The sequence below is a fragment of the Microbacterium sp. UBA837 genome (assembly GCF_002296025.1).
In the GTDB taxonomy this organism is placed as follows: Bacteria; Actinomycetota; Actinomycetes; order Actinomycetales; family Microbacteriaceae; genus Microbacterium.
Genome location: NZ_DBHD01000149.1, coordinates 1 through 15100, shown reverse-complemented (window position 1 = coordinate 15100; position 15100 = coordinate 1). Strand labels below are relative to the sequence as shown.

The 15100-nt window shown below is 66.0% G+C and carries 21 protein-coding genes; 10 read left to right on the top strand and 11 right to left on the bottom strand.

Annotated features, from left to right (window positions below):
• Positions 1 to 4: 4 nt before the first annotated feature.
• Positions 5 to 649, bottom strand: coding sequence for a DUF2461 domain-containing protein (locus B3587_RS10870; protein WP_292728543.1), 645 nt, complete (start codon positions 647 to 649; stop codon positions 5 to 7).
• A 44-nt stretch (positions 650 to 693) separates the two neighbouring features.
• Here B3587_RS10870 and B3587_RS10865 point away from each other — a divergent pair, with 44 nt between their 5' ends.
• From B3587_RS10865 to surE, 5 genes are all read left to right on the top strand, one after another.
• The gene (locus B3587_RS10865) at positions 694 to 903 is read left to right on the top strand and encodes a hypothetical protein (RefSeq protein WP_228177075.1); all 210 of its coding nucleotides are present in this window, start codon (positions 694 to 696) and stop codon (positions 901 to 903) included.
• A 165-nt stretch (positions 904 to 1068) separates the two neighbouring features.
• Positions 1069 to 2613 carry a DHA2 family efflux MFS transporter permease subunit gene (locus B3587_RS10860; RefSeq protein WP_292728540.1) on the top strand — a complete coding sequence of 515 codons (1545 nt, stop codon included), beginning with the start codon at positions 1069 to 1071 and terminating at the stop codon, positions 2611 to 2613.
• Between the two features lie 95 nt (positions 2614 to 2708).
• Complete coding sequence (locus B3587_RS10855) at positions 2709 to 3257, top strand: type 1 glutamine amidotransferase domain-containing protein (protein WP_292728538.1); 549 nt, start codon at positions 2709 to 2711, stop codon at positions 3255 to 3257.
• 11 nt (positions 3258 to 3268) lie between these two features.
• A complete protein-coding gene (locus B3587_RS10850; protein ID WP_292728536.1) occupies positions 3269 to 4270 on the top strand; it encodes a 1-phosphofructokinase family hexose kinase in 1002 nt (333 codons plus the stop codon).
• Entirely contained in the window at positions 4267 to 5013 is a 747-nt protein-coding gene (gene surE / locus B3587_RS10845) for a 5'/3'-nucleotidase SurE (protein ID WP_292728534.1), read from the top strand. The genes B3587_RS10850 and surE overlap by 4 nt, the downstream gene beginning before the upstream one ends.
• A 25-nt stretch (positions 5014 to 5038) precedes the next feature.
• Here surE and B3587_RS10840 read toward each other — a convergent pair whose 3' ends face one another.
• From B3587_RS10840 to B3587_RS10830, 3 genes are read right to left on the bottom strand one after another with little or no spacing between them, the layout of a single operon-like run.
• A complete protein-coding gene (locus B3587_RS10840) occupies positions 5039 to 7432 on the bottom strand; it encodes a phosphoketolase family protein (protein WP_292728532.1) in 2394 nt (797 codons plus the stop codon).
• Complete coding sequence (locus B3587_RS10835) at positions 7398 to 7652, bottom strand: hypothetical protein (protein ID WP_292728530.1); 255 nt, start codon at positions 7650 to 7652, stop codon at positions 7398 to 7400. The genes B3587_RS10840 and B3587_RS10835 overlap by 35 nt, the downstream gene beginning before the upstream one ends.
• Complete coding sequence (locus B3587_RS10830; protein WP_228177070.1) at positions 7639 to 7974, bottom strand: ATP-dependent DNA ligase; 336 nt, start codon at positions 7972 to 7974, stop codon at positions 7639 to 7641. The genes B3587_RS10835 and B3587_RS10830 overlap by 14 nt, the downstream gene beginning before the upstream one ends.
• Positions 7975 to 8217: 243 nt before the next feature.
• Between B3587_RS10830 and B3587_RS10825 the strand changes: the two genes are divergently transcribed.
• From B3587_RS10825 to B3587_RS10810, 4 genes are all read left to right on the top strand, one after another.
• A complete protein-coding gene (locus tag B3587_RS10825) occupies positions 8218 to 8631 on the top strand; it encodes a hypothetical protein (RefSeq protein WP_292728528.1) in 414 nt (137 codons plus the stop codon).
• The gene (locus B3587_RS10820; protein WP_292728526.1) at positions 8625 to 9050 is read left to right on the top strand and encodes a hypothetical protein; all 426 of its coding nucleotides are present in this window, start codon (positions 8625 to 8627) and stop codon (positions 9048 to 9050) included. Before B3587_RS10825 ends, B3587_RS10820 begins: the two co-directional genes overlap by 7 nt.
• Before the next feature lie 71 nt (positions 9051 to 9121).
• Positions 9122 to 10012, top strand: a complete 891-nt coding sequence (locus tag B3587_RS10815) for an SDR family oxidoreductase (protein ID WP_292728524.1) — start codon at positions 9122 to 9124, stop codon at positions 10010 to 10012.
• Between the two features lie 80 nt (positions 10013 to 10092).
• Positions 10093 to 10359: a DUF7218 family protein gene (locus tag B3587_RS10810; protein WP_228177066.1), complete on the top strand. Its 267-nt coding sequence runs from the start codon at positions 10093 to 10095 to the stop codon at positions 10357 to 10359.
• Here the strand turns inward: B3587_RS10810 and B3587_RS10805 are convergent.
• The 4 genes from B3587_RS10805 to B3587_RS10790 all read right to left on the bottom strand — a co-directional run bounded on the left by B3587_RS10805 (position 10334) and on the right by B3587_RS10790 (position 12165).
• The gene (locus B3587_RS10805) at positions 10334 to 10495 is read right to left on the bottom strand and encodes a hypothetical protein (RefSeq protein WP_228177065.1); all 162 of its coding nucleotides are present in this window, start codon (positions 10493 to 10495) and stop codon (positions 10334 to 10336) included. The genes B3587_RS10810 and B3587_RS10805 overlap by 26 nt on opposite strands.
• 37 nt (positions 10496 to 10532) lie before the next feature.
• Positions 10533 to 10850 carry a hypothetical protein gene (locus B3587_RS10800; protein WP_292728522.1) on the bottom strand — a complete coding sequence of 106 codons (318 nt, stop codon included), beginning with the start codon at positions 10848 to 10850 and terminating at the stop codon, positions 10533 to 10535.
• 63 nt (positions 10851 to 10913) lie between these two features.
• Positions 10914 to 11258: an NAD(P)H-dependent oxidoreductase gene (locus B3587_RS10795; protein ID WP_292728520.1), complete on the bottom strand. Its 345-nt coding sequence runs from the start codon at positions 11256 to 11258 to the stop codon at positions 10914 to 10916.
• A 76-nt stretch (positions 11259 to 11334) separates the two neighbouring features.
• Positions 11335 to 12165, bottom strand: coding sequence for an oxidoreductase (locus B3587_RS10790; protein WP_228177062.1), 831 nt, complete (start codon positions 12163 to 12165; stop codon positions 11335 to 11337).
• Between the two features lie 112 nt (positions 12166 to 12277).
• Here B3587_RS10790 and B3587_RS10785 point away from each other — a divergent pair, with 112 nt between their 5' ends.
• Positions 12278 to 12613, top strand: coding sequence for a hypothetical protein (locus B3587_RS10785; RefSeq protein ID WP_292728517.1), 336 nt, complete (start codon positions 12278 to 12280; stop codon positions 12611 to 12613).
• Here the strand turns inward: B3587_RS10785 and B3587_RS10780 are convergent.
• The 3 genes from B3587_RS10780 to ychF form a co-directional block, all read right to left on the bottom strand.
• The gene (locus B3587_RS10780; RefSeq protein WP_228177061.1) at positions 12595 to 13272 is read right to left on the bottom strand and encodes an alpha/beta fold hydrolase; all 678 of its coding nucleotides are present in this window, start codon (positions 13270 to 13272) and stop codon (positions 12595 to 12597) included. The two genes, B3587_RS10785 and B3587_RS10780, sit on opposite strands and share 19 nt — an antisense overlap.
• 158 nt (positions 13273 to 13430) lie before the next feature.
• Positions 13431 to 14072 carry a hypothetical protein gene (locus B3587_RS10775; protein ID WP_292728514.1) on the bottom strand — a complete coding sequence of 214 codons (642 nt, stop codon included), beginning with the start codon at positions 14070 to 14072 and terminating at the stop codon, positions 13431 to 13433.
• A 70-nt stretch (positions 14073 to 14142) separates the two neighbouring features.
• The coding region (ychF, locus tag B3587_RS10770) for a redox-regulated ATPase YchF (protein ID WP_292728512.1) at positions 14143 to 15100 on the bottom strand (958 nt) is incomplete at its 5' end.

The window sequence follows — 15100 nt, the reverse complement described above, 5'->3', positions numbered from 1 at the left end:
GCCGTCAGCGGGCTTCGGGGTCTGTCGCGATATTCGCGTGCAACCAGTCGCACCACACCGACACGACGTGCCAGGCTGCACGGATCTCGTCGAGAGCACCCGGCGTCCACATCCAGTCGTCGGGCGGCTCTTCTCGCCCGACCGCCAGGTGGCGAAGGCGGAGGAGGTCGATGCGGGGATGGTCGGTGGGAAACCCTCGAGGCGCCGTGCGGAGCGCGTCATCTCGCATCGGCTCGAAGCCGCCAGCACTGACCTCGGCGAAGGTGGCCTCGAGGTCTGGCGCCGTCCGGGCATCGTCCACGAGCGACCGGAACGCCGCCAGCTGCGCAGGGGACGGCTGGTACATCCCGCCGCCGATGAGCAGCCCGGATGCCGAGAGCTGGAGGTAATGGGCGGCTGAAGCGCGCGTAACCAGGCCGATCTGGAGCTTGTAGGGCGACTTGTCGGCGCTGAAGCGCACATCACGGTACGGGCGGAAGATCTTCACCGGTCCGAACTCCGGTTCGAGTTCGGCGGCCAGCGCCTCGAAGGGAGCGGCGACGCGGTCGGTGAAGCGCGACTTCTGGCTCTGCCACCACTCTCTGGTGTTGTTGACAGCCAACTCATCGAAGAAGGCCGGGGCATCGGGATTCAGGCCATCAAACCTCACGCCTGGAGCATAACGCCGGGCGGTGACACCGGTAGGCTGTGACCATGACTGCGAACGATGGCGCCGGTGCTGGACACGAAGACCTGGGCGCGCTTCGCAAGGAAATCGACGACCTGAAGTCGATCCCGGAGGAGCAGCTCATCTCTCCGGCACCGGCCGATCTTCTCGAGGAAGAGCCCACGCCGCATCCGACGAACGCGATCGGGTCCGAGCAGTGGGACAAGTCGGTGGACGAAGAGACCCTCGACGACTGAGCCCAGCCGCTTCCGGAAGCACGAACTTCCACCCCTCGGGAATCGAATGTCGGTTCCCGCCGTTATCGTGAACGTCGCCACCACGCGTGGCTCTCGTGCGCCCATTCTCGGCGTCCCCTCCCCTTCGACTCCGACGACATGCGCCCTGATAGTGAGGACCCGCCAGTGGCAGCGATCAACGCGAACCCGCAGACCGGCTCGATCCCGGTCGTCCCTGCCGGCCCCGATTCCGCAACGCCGGTCCCGGGGCTGAACCTTCGCCCCGAAGAGAGCCGGATCATCTGGCTCCTCCTGTCTGCGGCTTTCGTCGCGATCCTCAACGAGACGACGATGGGCGTCGCGATCCCCCACCTCATCGTCGACCTCGGCATCACCGCGGTCGCCGCCCAGTGGCTGACGACGGCGTTCATGCTCACGATGGCCGTCGTGATCCCGATCAGCGGCTTCCTCCTCCAGCGCTTCACGACCCGGCAGGTGTTCCTGGCGGCGATGACTCTCTTCTCGACCGGCACCGCTGTCGCTTTCATCGCGCCCGGCTTCGAGATCCTTCTCGTCGCGCGTGTCATTCAGGCATCGGGCACCGCGATCATGATGCCGCTGCTCATGACGACGCTCATGACCATCGTGCCGCCGCACGCGCGCGGTCGGATGATGGGGCGCGTCAGCATCGTCATCGCGCTCGCTCCGGCGATCGGCCCGTCGCTGTCGGGACTCATTCTCGATTCCCTCGGATGGCACTGGATCTTCGGTATCGTCCTGCCGATTGCGATCGCCGCACTCGTTGCCGGCGCAATTTGGATTCGCAATCTCGGGGAAACCACCCGTGCACCGATTGACGTGCTGTCGGTGATCCTGTCGGCGTTCGGGTTCGGCGGACTCGTCTACGGGCTCAGCCAGATCGGCGGCGCCGCAAGTCACGGCGGGTCGCAGACTGACGCCGCGGCCGAAGCCGGCTCCACGATGACCCTCGTGATCGCGATCGCCGTCGGCGTCGTCGCCCTCGCGCTGTTCGTGTGGCGCCAGCTTGTGCTGCAACGCAAGGATGACGCGCTCATGGACCTGCGCGTGTTCCGGTCACTCAACTTTTCCCTGTCGATCGCTCAGATGGGCGTCCTCTCGATGGCGTTCTTCGGTGCCATCACGGTCCTCCCCCTCTACCTCAGTCAGGCGGTGGGTGCGACGGCGCTCGAAAGTGGCCTCCTGCTGCTGCCGGGTTCGCTCGCCATGGGTTTTGCCGGTCCGATCGTGGGCCGCATTTACGACGCGTCGGGAACCCGCGTGCTGTTGGTTCCCGGTGCGGTACTCGCGGTCGCGGCGCTGTGGGCCTACGCAACCTACGGGGCTGACACCTCTATCTGGGCCATTCTCGTCACGCAGATCGTGCTGTCGCTGGGTCTCGCGCTCTCGTTCACGCCGCTGTTCACGGCCTCTCTCGCCTCGCTGCAGCCTCGGTTCTACTCGTACGGATCAGCGGTCCTTGGAACCGTGCAGCAGGTGGCGGGAGCCGCGGGCGTGGCCGTCATGGTCACGACGATGTCGGCAATCGCCGCCTCCGCCGTCGAAGCGGGTCTCCCGGCCAACGAGGCAGCAGCGGCTGGGGCACGAGGAGCCTTCCTGGTCTCGGCAATCGTTGCGCTGCCGATCCTCGTCGGGGCCTTCATCATCCGTAAACCCGCTGACCAGCCCGAGGGTGCCATTCCCGCGCACTGATCCCTAGCGAGCGAGTCTCCCAGGTGCAAGCCCCTGCCCCTGCGGGCAGGGGCCTCGTACCGTCTCTGTACGCACACAGACAAGGGAGGATCACTATGTCGCATCTCACGGGCAAGACCGTCGCATTCCTGGTCACGGATGGCTTCGAAGACAGCGAACTGACCTCGCCCTGGGAGGCCGTGACCTCGCACGGAGCACAAGCCCGCCTCGTCTCCCCCGCAGGTGACAGCGTCACGGGCAAGAACGGTCACCAGCAGAGCGTGGACATCGATAGCTCCGTCGCCGACGCTGCCGAGTTCGACGCGCTCGTCCTGCCCGGGGGCGTCGTCAACGCCGACCATCTGCGCATGGATGCCGCATCGTGCGGTTTCGCGCGCGACTTCTTCGAGCAGCACAAGCCTGTCGGCGTGATCTGCCACGGCGCATGGACGCTGATCGAGGCGAACGTCGTCGAAGGACGCACCCTGACCAGCTACCCGAGCCTGCAAACCGACCTGCGAAACGCGGGAGCGAACTGGGTCGACGAAGAAGTCGTCGTCGATCAGGGACTCGTCTCCAGCCGCACCCCCGATGACCTTCCCGCCTTCAACGACAAGCTCGTCGAAGAGATCGGCGAGGGTCGGCACGAGGGCCAGACGGCCTGAGGAGCGCATCGGTGAACAGCGCGACGGTGTTCGCACCGTCCCCGACTCTGACGGTCACGATCGAGAGTCATCCCTCCGGCGACGATGTCCATCTGCACGCTGGCGGTCAAGGGGTCTGGCAGGCACGGATGCTCACACTGCTCGGCGTCGATGTGACGCTGTGCGCGCTGCTGAGCGGCGAGAGCGGCCTCGTCATCCGGACTCTCCTTGAACGGGAGGGAATCACGATCGATGCCATCGAACGCGGTGACCGCGGCTCCGCCTACATTCACGATCGCCGGGATGGGGAGCGTCGCACGATCGCTGAGCAGCGAGCGACGACCCCGGGCCGGCACGAAATGGACGAGCTGTATTCGCTGACCCTCAGCCGGGGGATCGACACGGGCCTCGTGGTTCTCAGCGGTCCGCCCCACGACGAGATTCCCGTAGAGATCTACCATCGTCTGGCTTCGGACCTGCGCCGCGGCGGAGCGACGGTTGTGGTGGATCTCGCCGGTGAACGCCTGGACGCCGCGCTGCGCGGTGGCGTGAGCGTCTTGAAGCTCAGCGATGAGGAGCTTGCCGCCGATGAGGGCGACGGATCGACTGCTGATCTGGCAGAGCGGATGAGCGAGCTGCGCTCGCGAGGGGCGGAGACGGTGATCCTCACGCGGGCAAGTCAGCCGGCGTTGCTCCTGGATGCCGAGGGCCTCGCCGAGATCGCGGTGCCGCGCTTCGAGATCGCCGACCATCGCGGCGCCGGCGACTCTCTCACGGCCGGGGTCGTCGCGGGAATCGCGCGCGGCGAGACTGTTCGCGAAGCCGTGACGCTGGGCGCCGCGGCGGGGGCGCTCAACGTCACGAGGCACGGATTGGGCACGGGCCACCGGGATGCGATCGAGGGGCTGCGTGACCAGGTGAGACTTCGTGTCGTGGATTCGGCGGCAACCCCTGCCGATGGTCGTGTTACACCCGATGACCTCGCTGCCATGACGACTCCGGAGGAGAACAGACAGGGCCGAAAATCCCCATGACCCGCATCCTGATCACGAACGACGATGGAATCGACGCCGCCGGTCTTGCTCCCTTGGCGCGCCGGTTTCGTCGAGCAGGCCTCGATCCGGTGATCGCCGCGCCGGCGTCACAGTCAAGCGGATCGAGCGCCTCCATCATGGCGGCGCAGTCCGACGGGCGTATCCGCGTCGAGCGACGTGAGCTTGCCGATGCGGCCGGCGTTCCCGCGCACGCCGTGCATGCTGGTCCGGGGCTGATCGCGCTCATCGCAGCACGTGGCGCCTTCGGCGAGCCGCCGGATGTCGTGCTGTCGGGCATCAACCACGGCGCAAACGTCGGTCGCGCGATTGTGCACTCGGGAACAGTAGGGGCGGCGCTTACGGGGGGCCTGCACGGCTCACGAGCGATGGCTGTGTCACTCGATGTCGGCTTCGCGCCGGGGACGTTCTGGTGGCAAAGCGCCGTAGAGGTGGTCGATGAACTGCTGCCGTACCTCATGGCCGAGCCGGCGGGCACGATCCTGAATGTCAACGTCCCGAACATCGAGCGTCCGCGCGGCATCGTCGAGGCAGAGCTTGCTCCGTTCGGCATCGTGCAGACAACGTTGGCCGAGCGGGATGAGCACCACATCAGTCTTGCCGTCGAGGACCTTCCGAACCGGCCAGAGCCCGGCACCGACGCTGCGCTTCTGGCAGACGGATGGGCGACGGTGACCAGTATCGCCTCGGTCTCGGGCGTGCCCTTGAGCCGCGCGCTGGCCTGATCACCTCAGAATCGTCTCGTCTCGGTCATGCGAGAGCTGGGTCGTCGACACCGAAGCGGCGCAGGTGGTCTGCCGCCTGCTCCCGCCGATTCGCCAGCACTGCGAGCGCCTCGGCTCGCTCCTGCTCACCCAGACTGGACCGCCGGAGAACGTCGGACGCGAGGGTGAACCGATCAAACTTGTTCTGCAGGAGCATGTCGAACGGTGTCGTGGTCGATCCAGCCTCCTGGTAGCCACGCATCGTCACACCGGCGGTGACCGGGCGATCGAACAGTAGCTCCTTGATCAGGTGCGGGTACCCATGGAACGCGAAGACGATCGGCACTCCCACGCCGAACAGGGTCGCGAAGTCGTCATCGTCAAGGCTCTGCGGCTCTCCCGGGCGCAGTCTCAGCAGATCGATGACCGTCACCACGCGAACGCGAACGGAGGGCGCGAGTTCCCGCACGAGTTCGCGGGCGGCATCCGCCTCCTGTGTCGGGACGTCCCCTGAACAGGCCAGGACGACCTCAGGCTCCTCGTCGCCTTCCCTCCCCGTGGCGGTATCTGCCGCTCCAGGCAGTATGCCGGCGCCATCTGTGACGACCCGGCGCGCGGCGTCGAGGGAGAACCACTGTTTCTCGGGCTGCTTGCCCGCCACAACGACGTTGATCCGGCCGGGTTCGGTGAAGGCGCGCTCCATCGTGACCAGAAGCGTGTTCGCGTCGGGGGGAAGCGAGAGCCTGACAATGTCGGAGCTCTTGCGGGCAGCAAGATCGAGGAAGCCCGGATCCTGATGCGTGAAGCCGTTGTGGTCCTGGCGCCAGACATGGCTCGAGAGGAGGTAGGTGAAGCTCGCCAGGTCGGCGCGCCAGGGGTAGGTGGCTGCCGCTTCCAGCCACTTCGCGTACTGATTGAACATCGAGTCCACAACGTGGACGAACGCCTCGTACGAGGTGAACAGGCCATGGCGCCCCGTGAGCACATATCCTTCGAGCCATCCCTGGCAGAGATGCTCGCTGAGGATCTCCATCACTCGGCCCTCGTCCGCCAGATCTTCATCGACACCGCGCTCTTGCTCGTTCCACTGCTTTGCGGTGGCGGGGAGCACGCCCTGCGCAAGCCGATTCGAGCGCAACTCGTCGGCGGCAAAGATCCGAAAATCGCGAGGATTGAGCCGCAGCAGCTCTCCGAGCCATTCGCCGAACACCGTAGTCGCTGACGCGTCGCCTTCTCGGTCTGCGCTGTGGAGAGCCTCGTCCGCCAGTGCCGGCATCCGAAGAGCTCGTCGACGAAGACCGCCGTTCGCCCGCGACGAGCCACTCATCGTGGCCTCGATCGGTTCCGGAATGAGCTCCCGGACCGCCCGGGTGGGTACGCCGCGGTCATCGAAGAGCTCGTCGGGTCGGTAGGAGCGAAGCCACCGTTCCAGTTGCGCCAGACGGTCCGGCGACGACGCGACATCCTCAAGCGGAACCTGGTGGGATCGCCAGGTCCCCTCGACGGGCTCACCGTCGACCTCCTCGGGGCCGGTCCAGCCCTTGCGGCTGCGGAGCACGATCATGGGCCATCGCGGGGCCTGCTCGGACTGTGGCTCTCCGGCGCTGCGCGCGCGACGCTGGATCTGCGCGATGAGATCAAACGCGCGGTCCATGGCGTGGGCCATGACACTGTGAACCTCGGCCGGATCGGTCGCGTCGCGAAGATCCACGATGATCGGTTCGTGCCCGTGACCATTCATGAGGTCACGCAGCTGATGCTCCGGCATCCGATCCATAACGGTGGGATTGTCGATCTTCCAGCCGTTCAGATGCAGGATCGGCAGCACTGCGCCGTCGGTCCGAGGGTCGAGGAAGCCGGCCGACTGCCAGGATGCCGACAGCGCTGCGGTCTCTGCCTCACCGTCGCCGATGACGCAGGCAACGACCAGGTCCGGGTCATCGAGAGCCGCGCCATAAGCATGCACCAGCGAGTACCCGAGTTCACCGCCCTCCTGGATCGATCCCGGGACGTGGGGAGAGGTATGGCTCGGGATGCCTCCGGGCGCCGAGAACCGCGAGAAAAGCGAGCGCATCCCATCCTCGCTTCGTGGCATGTCGGGGTAGGTCGTGCTCCAGGTTCCTTCGAGCCAGCTGACTGCGTTCAGGGCAGGACCGCCATGGCCGGGCCCGGCGATGAAGAGCACCTCGGTACCCCGCTCAGCAATAACCCGGTTCAGGTGCGCGTAGAGGAGAGTCAGCCCTGGGACCGTACCGAAGTGGCCGAGCAGCCGGGGCTTGATGTCTGCCTCAGTGAGCGGACGGCGAAGCAGAGGGTTATCGCGCAGATAGATCTGCCCGACGCTCAGGTAGTTCGCCGCTCGCCACCACGCATCGAGGTTGGCGAAGGCATCCGTGCCGCGTTGCTCAGTGATCGTCGCCAGAGCTCCACTGCCCGTCACCGGCGAGCTCGATGTCATCTTCGGGCACGGGAATCAGAGCGATCGGCACACCCGGGGAGAGGAGCAGATAGGCCTCTCGGCGCATACCTTCGCCGTCGTTCACGCGCAGCCAACTCGGTCCATCTGTCGTGCCGTCCACGACCTCTTGGCGCACCTCCTCGAACTCTCGTCCTCCGACGCTGTAGAGCTCTCCGCCGTAGACGATGTCAATGCGCTTCATGGTTCCCTCCGGGCACAGGATCGCCTTCCTTCGGTTCGGGCACCACGTAGAGGCCGGATGGGGAGTTCGCCGTGTAGGCAAGTGCTTCGACCCACGCCATGTTCAGCTGTGGACGACGACCACCGTAGAACTTGTAGACCAGCGAGCATCTCGGGTGGACCCACACGGTGGTGCGCCCGTCTCCGATGCTCGCGTCGTCCTTCCACGTAAAGTGGAAGGCCTCGTTACGCCTCAATTTCGTGCCGATGACCACCTGAAGGTGAGCCAACGTGCGGTCGTCGAAATCGACTTTGACGTTTCCGTCGTAGATGAACTTTCCCATTCCGCTCTTTCTCCCATGTGCGGATGTACCCGAATCATCGGGGCATCCCGTGGTGCGGATCGTGTGAACCTTCGCACGCCGAGCCCGAAAGCGCGAGGGTATTGACCAGGACCCCTCGTACCCCCTAAGGCACGTTCGACCACATCTTTTCCGCGGACGATGGCACGCTCCTGGCCAGCGCGCAACCCCCGACTCACTTCATCGACCCCGGCGTACCGTCGCATCACGACGCGGGGAGGTCTCATGGTCGATTCTAGCGGCGCAGCATCGCCAGCACAGGTGGTATGGGCTATCCACCGCGCCGTCGCGATAGCCGTTCTGGCGCTGCTGACCTCCGCAGCATTCGCTGGCATCCTGCCCGGCTCGACGGTCTTCCTCGGCCTCCTGAGCGCAGACCCTCCCCTGACGTTGGCTCGCATCGTCCTCGTCGCCGTCCTGCTGACTGGCCTGCGTCATCCGGCGTCCTCGCTGCGAATACGCCTGCGGCTCGTCGGCATCGTGTTCGGCGTCATTGCCGCGATCGCCGTGATCGACCCACACGGGTTCGGGCTGCTCGCGCACGGGGTCCACCCGCCCGAGATCGCCGTTTCCGTTGCGCTGTGCGGGGTGACCCTGACCACGTCCTTCGTCGTCGAAAGGAAACGAAACACATGGTGATTCACGCCGCCGATCTCGGCATCCATCTCGACCGCGGCAGCGGGCAGGCCATGTATCGCTGGCTCGTTGCAAGCATGCTCTTCGGCCGGCCGGTGCAGCAGTCCGTCGGCGCTGACGCGTACCGCGCCCTGATCGATCGCGGACTGACCAGCCCCCCGAAGTACGCCGAACTCGAGCGCGAAGAGCTGCGCGCCATCCTCGACGACGCGCACTACGCGCGGATCGACTACATCATGACCGATGAGCTGCACGAGGTGATGGCGCGCATCGTTGATGAGTACGGGACAGTGTCGAAAATGGTGCGCACCAGCAGCGACCGCGACGAACTCACGCGGCGGCTCACGGCGATGAAGGGCATAGGGCCCAAGACCGCGGAGATCTTCCTTCGTGATCTGCCGGAGCACGTGCTGCCCCGGTAGGGCCGTACTCTCGCCTGGACGGATGGTCAAGTCCCTCGGGCGCCCGCGGGTGTCCGCCTTATCGTCGCCGCATGACTTCGCACGACGCATCCCAGGATCCGCGGACCGCACACACCAGCGACGATTTCCCCGAGCAGGAACAGCAGCAGCCGGGGCTCGAGACCGAGATGACTCCGACGCCTGACCATGGCGAGGATTCATACGTCGGGCACGGCCGACTCGCCGGGCGGCGGGCACTGATCACCGGCGGCGACTCGGGCATCGGTCGGGCGGTCGCGATCGCCTTCGCCCGCGAGGGCGCGGATGTCGCCATCGCGTCGCTGCCGGAAGAGCACGAGGATGCCGAGAAGACCGTCGCGCTCGTTCGCGACGCGGGAGTCCGCGCTGCGTCGTTCAGCGGTGACGTCCGCGACGAGGGATTCGCCGAGAAGATTGTCGCCGACACGGTAGCCGAGTTCGGTGGGATCGACATCCTGGTCCTGAACGCCGCTTACCAGCGCGACCGCGACAGTCTTGCCGAGCTCGAAACCGCCGAATTCGATCGGACGTTCCGCACGAACCTGTACGGCTTGCTCTTCTCGGCGCGCGCCGCCATGGAGCACCTGGATGCCGGTTCGGCCATCATCGTGACGTCATCGATTCAGGCATTCGACCCCTCGCCGGGCCTGCTTGATTACGCGATGACGAAGGCGGCGCAGGTTGCTTTCGTGCGCGCCATGGCGCAGGACCTCGGTCCCCGCGGCATCCGGGTCAACGCCGTGGCCCCCGGTCCCATCTGGACCCCGCTCATCCCCGCGACGGACTTTGATGAGGAAAAGCTCACGACCTTCGGCAGCGACACCCCGCTCGGGCGCGCCGGCCAGCCCGCGGAACTTGCGGGCATGTACGTCTATCTCGCAAGCGACGAGGCCTCATACGTTTCGGGCGGCGTCTTCCCGGTCACGGGAGGACGTGCGCTCTAGCGCACGACCCGCACCCATCGGCCATCGGCCATCCGTGGCCCCTCAGCCACCGACAGAGCCACCGACAGAAAAGAGAAACCATGCCTGGACGCCGGAACTCGAGCCTGAAGGACCCGGAGCTGTACGAGGAACTACGCGATGACGGCGCGTCGAAAGAGAAGGCGGCCCGCATCTCGAATGCGGCAGCCAATCGAGGACGCTCGAACGTCGGACGCAAGGGCGGCGAATCGGGCAGCTACGAGGACTGGACCGTTGACGAGCTCAAGAAGCGCGCGAAGGAACTGGGACTGAGCGGCTACTCGTCGATGCGCAAGAAGGAACTCATCGACGCCCTGCGGGACCACTGAGGTTCGGCACGACCTTCACGACCGCGCCCAGCACGGCGGCAAGCAGCGAGACGAGTTCTGTCACGAGGATGCCCAGCACCGTGGTGATCGCGGCGATCACTGCTGCCCAGATTCCGGCGGTTCGCAGAGCTTTCATGGGCCAACAGTAACGCTCGCGAGCATGCCTCGCAGGTCTACAGCTCGAGGGGCCATGGCTCATCGGGGGCCCCGCCACGCACTCCCTCAAGCTGTCGAGTGCGCCGTTCAATCTCTTCGAGCGCATCCTGATCGGGCTCGATCGTGATGCCGCCTGCGACGGATTCGACGACGAACGCGGCGGCTTCATTGAGAAGCAGTGTGACCGTGACCGGGTTGCCCTCCGCGCTTACGGCAGGAACGGTGACAGCATCCGCGGAGCGGTGCTCGCTGAGCACGCGGGCGTAATCGATCAGGGCAGCGGCAGTGTCGTCGTGCATGAAGAGCGACCTACCGGCATAGTGCACTTGCTTCATGCCGCGAACGTACCTTCTGTGGATTGCGAGGTACGAGGCCGTTGACAAGTGCAGTCTCTAGTCCTAGGACATTAGGGCGCAGGATAAGGAGTCGCACGAAGCACTCGAGCGAGGTGAGCGGCGTTCAATGCCACTGGAGAGATGTCCGACCCAGGTCGGAGTCGCGAAGACGAGGATGTCGGAATCCAGGATCTGCTGACGGCCCTTCGGCCACTGGTCGCCGTCACCCATGTCGGCTTCGACGCCGGGACGGATGTCGAGATCGACCACCCTCACCGTGCTGTTGGAAGCGCCGTGCTGCGTCAGGGAGTCGAGCACGATGTCGGTGAGGTCTTGAGTACTGGACTCGGCGGGCGACGGCTTGAGCGTGCAGTTGAGCGGGATCGCGCGCAGGGGTGTCTCAGTCATGGCGCCAGTCAATCGGTCACCGCGAGCCCCGTCGCGGGCCTTGACATCCGACGAGCGCGGAGACCGGGCGCCTGGTCTACATGGCCAGACGCCTGAGGATCAGGTCCATGATCCGATCAGGGAGCAGGCGACGTGCGGCGACGACGATCTTCGCTGACGCCGGAGTCGCGTATCGGGTCTTCGGCCGCCGCGCTGTCGCCGCGCGCACGATTGTGGCCGCGACATCCTCTGGGGTCCCGGATGCCGGCGAGTCGTCGACGCGTTCGTAGTTGCGGACGAGGGCTCGGGCCTGCTCGGCATACGGACCGGCTCCCGAGTACTCTTTGGCGCTCCGGCGCGAGATCGAGTTCCACTCGGTCCGGATCGGCCCCGGCTGGATGATGACCACGTCGATCCCGTGGGGGGCCAGTTCGATCCGCAGTGAGTCCGAGAGCCCTTCGACCGCGAACTTCGTGGCGTGATACCAGGAGCCGATCGGTTCGTAGATGCGCCCGCCGATGGACGAGACGTTGATGATGCGGCCGCGCCCGAGAGCGCGCATCGTCGGGATCACGAGCTGGCTGAGCCGCGCCAGCCCGAAGACGTTGACCTCGAACTGGCGGCGGGCCTCGTCGATGGGCACGTCCTCGAGTGCGCCGTACGACCCGTAACCAGCGTTGTTGACGAGCACGTCCAAACGCCGCTGCTCACGGATGATGCGGTCAACGCCAGCGCGCAGGGATGCGTCATCCGTGACATCCATCGCGATCACCTGGCATCCGGCTGCCTCGAGCTCCTGCATCCGGTCTACCCGCCTCGCTGCGCCGTAAACGATCCAGCCGCGCGCAGCGAGCGCGAGTGCCGTGGCGTGGCCGATCCCTGAGGAAGCGCCGGTGATGAGGACGACGGGGCGTGGTTTCGGGCTCATTCCCTTAGTTCATCACGCCCCGTGGCGGTCAGCTCCGGATGTCGGAGGCTCGACCTAGAGTGCGATGCATACCGAGAGCGTGCCCCTCTCCCGATGGAACAGGAGCACGTTCATGACCACGTACAACTCTTCTGCTGCAGCGACTCCAGCGGCGTTTGACGACCTCGTCCTCACCTGCTGCCACATCCGCGAGGGCGAGCGCCCAGTCGGATTCGTCTCGCATGACTCGCTCGGATGGGTCTTCACGTGTGGGCGAGACGACCACTGGACCGACTGCTGGGGTATGGCACACGCGTATCACTTCACGGCCGCCGACTCGTCGCTTGTCCCGCTTGGTGCACTCGGTGTGGGCGGGCAGGCGGCGCGCCTCGCCGCGGGTCACGCCTGGCTGACGCTTCCCGTCTTCGAGGCGGACGAGAGCGCGCCAGATCAGTCCCAGTCGAGGTAATCCTCGATGGGCCAGGCGGTTTCCCCGACATGGGTCAGCGGGAACAGGTCACGGGCTCCCTCGATCGTGACGACGCTGATCCGCTCGGGAGCGCGCGCTGCGAGAGCCTCGCCGTTCGCCGGCGCTGCCACCTCATCGTCGGCTCCCTGGATGATCAGGATGGGGATACCCGGCGGGATCTCGAGCGGGCCGACCTCAGGCGTCGCGGCGCGAGCAGCGCGCTGCATGGCGACGAGCTCGGACTTACGGGCGTTCTCCGGCACCTCGGATGCAGCGGATGCCGCGGCATCCTCGGTCCCCTCGACGCCGAGAAGCAGGAGTCCGCCGAACCGCCCGGGGTGGTCGATGGAAGCGATGCGCGCCACCGAGCCGCCAAAGCCGTGTCCACCGACCCAGGGGAACGCAAGGTCGAGGTGATCCATCACGTCGATGACGTCCTCGGCAAGATCGTGCATCGTCGGTTCGGCCCCAGACTGCGGGAGACGGCTGCCGATCCGCACGACGTGGAAGTCCTCCTCGGCGAGCGCTTCGGCAAGTGGCCCGAGGTAGCCGATGTTCAATCCCTGGCCGGGCACCAGCACGAGAGACGGGCCGTTGCGGCGGTCCTCGGCGTACGGGATCGCTCGCCCATCGGGTTCGAACGTCTCGATGTCAGCCATGTCGTCTCCGTCCTCTCGAAGCCAGCGCCTCATGACCCAACCGGGACAGAGCGCGTAAGCGTGATCACCCTGGACGACCCTAACCGAACGAGGGTGCGGACAATCCGTTCCCGGCGGCTCACCCAGTCCACTGGCGTCGTCTCCACCGAGGCGCGAGGTCAGGAGAAGAGTTGGCGCAGCGCGTCGAGGTCACCGGCGTCCACGACCTCTTGGACCGCGTCGATGGTGGTCTGGTTCGCAAACATCGGCTTGAGCGTGTCGTTCCAGATTGACCGCACGGTGTCCACGTCCCCAGTGTCAACTGCCGCGCCCGCGGACTCGATTGCCTGCTGGTAAGGAATCTGCTCGAACCCCGCAGGCGCGTCACCTGGGGCGTAGTAGGGAACCCAGGGAATGGCCGGGTCGGGGGTGAGCCAGAGCACATGACCCGGATGAATCACACGCACGTGGTTCATCTGAGCCAGGTTTGGGTACGCGCAGAGCCGTTCAGCGATCACGGACTCGACGTCACCGGACGCAACTGTATAGGCCACAGGAGCACCGTCATCATCGGCTGTGACCTCGCCTTGCGCGAACTCTCGTGCGCCCAGATCACGAAGGCTCCCGCGCCGCTCCCAGTACAAACCGTCGGATTCGCTCACGACCTGGGATAGGCCGGCGCAGGAGTCCGGATCTGTCGCTTCCGTCGCAGACGAAGCCTCGGAGATCGGCGTAGCGACAGCCGTGGGGACGGGAGCGCCGAGTGTCTTGACGGACTCCGGCGCCGTCACGGTACACCCAGCGAACGCGGTCGCGGCCACCAGAAACACCACGAGCGTGAGAGATAGCCTGGCTCCAACCGACAGCGCGCCGCAAGCCGCGGCCGGCGATTCAGTTGTTGAAGCGGAACTCCACCACGTCGCCGTCCTGCATGACGTAGTCCTTGCCCTCAAGCCGCGCCTTGCCGCGCGAACGAGCCTCGAGCACCGACCCCGCGTCGACGAGATCGTCGAACGAAATGACCTCGGCCTTGATGAAGCCCTTCTCGAAGTCGGTGTGGATGACCCCGGCGGCCTGGGGCGCCTTCCAGCCCTTACCGATCGTCCACGCACGGGCCTCCTTCGGCCCGGCGGTGAGGTAGGTCTGCAGGCCCAGCGTGTCGAATCCGATACGGGCGAGCTGGTCGAGACCCGACTCCTCCTGTCCGGTCGACGCCAGGAGCTCCGCGGCATCCTCAGGATCGAGGTCGATGAGTTCGGACTCGATCTTTGCGTCGAGGAACACTGCCTGCGCGGGGGCGACGAGCGCCGCGAGGTTCGCCTTGGCGCCCGCATCCGTCAGCACCGACTCGTCGACGTTGAACACGAAGATGAAGGGCTTTGCGGTCAGCAGACCGAGCTCGCGGATCGGAGCGAGGTCGATTCCGGATGCCGACAACAGCGTCCCGCGCTCGAGCGCGTCCTTCGCGGCGAGCGCGGTCTCGAGCACGACCGGGTCGAGCTTCTTGCCCTTGACCTCTTTCTCGTACCGCGTGATCGCCTTCTCGAGCGTCTGCAGGTCGGCGAGCTGGAGCTCGGCGTTGATCGTCTCCATGTCGTTCTTCGGGTCGACGGCGCCGTCGACGTGCACGACATCCGAGTCGGCGAAACCGCGCACGACCTGGGCGATGGCGTCGGCTTCGCGGATGTTGGCGAGGAACTGGTTGCCCAGGCCCTCCCCCTCGGACGCGCCACGGACGATGCCGGCGATGTCGACGAACGAGACGCTGGCCGGAAGGATCCGCTCGGAGCCGAAGATCTCCGCGAGGGTGTTCAAGCGCGGATCGGGGAGGTTCACGACGCCGACGTTC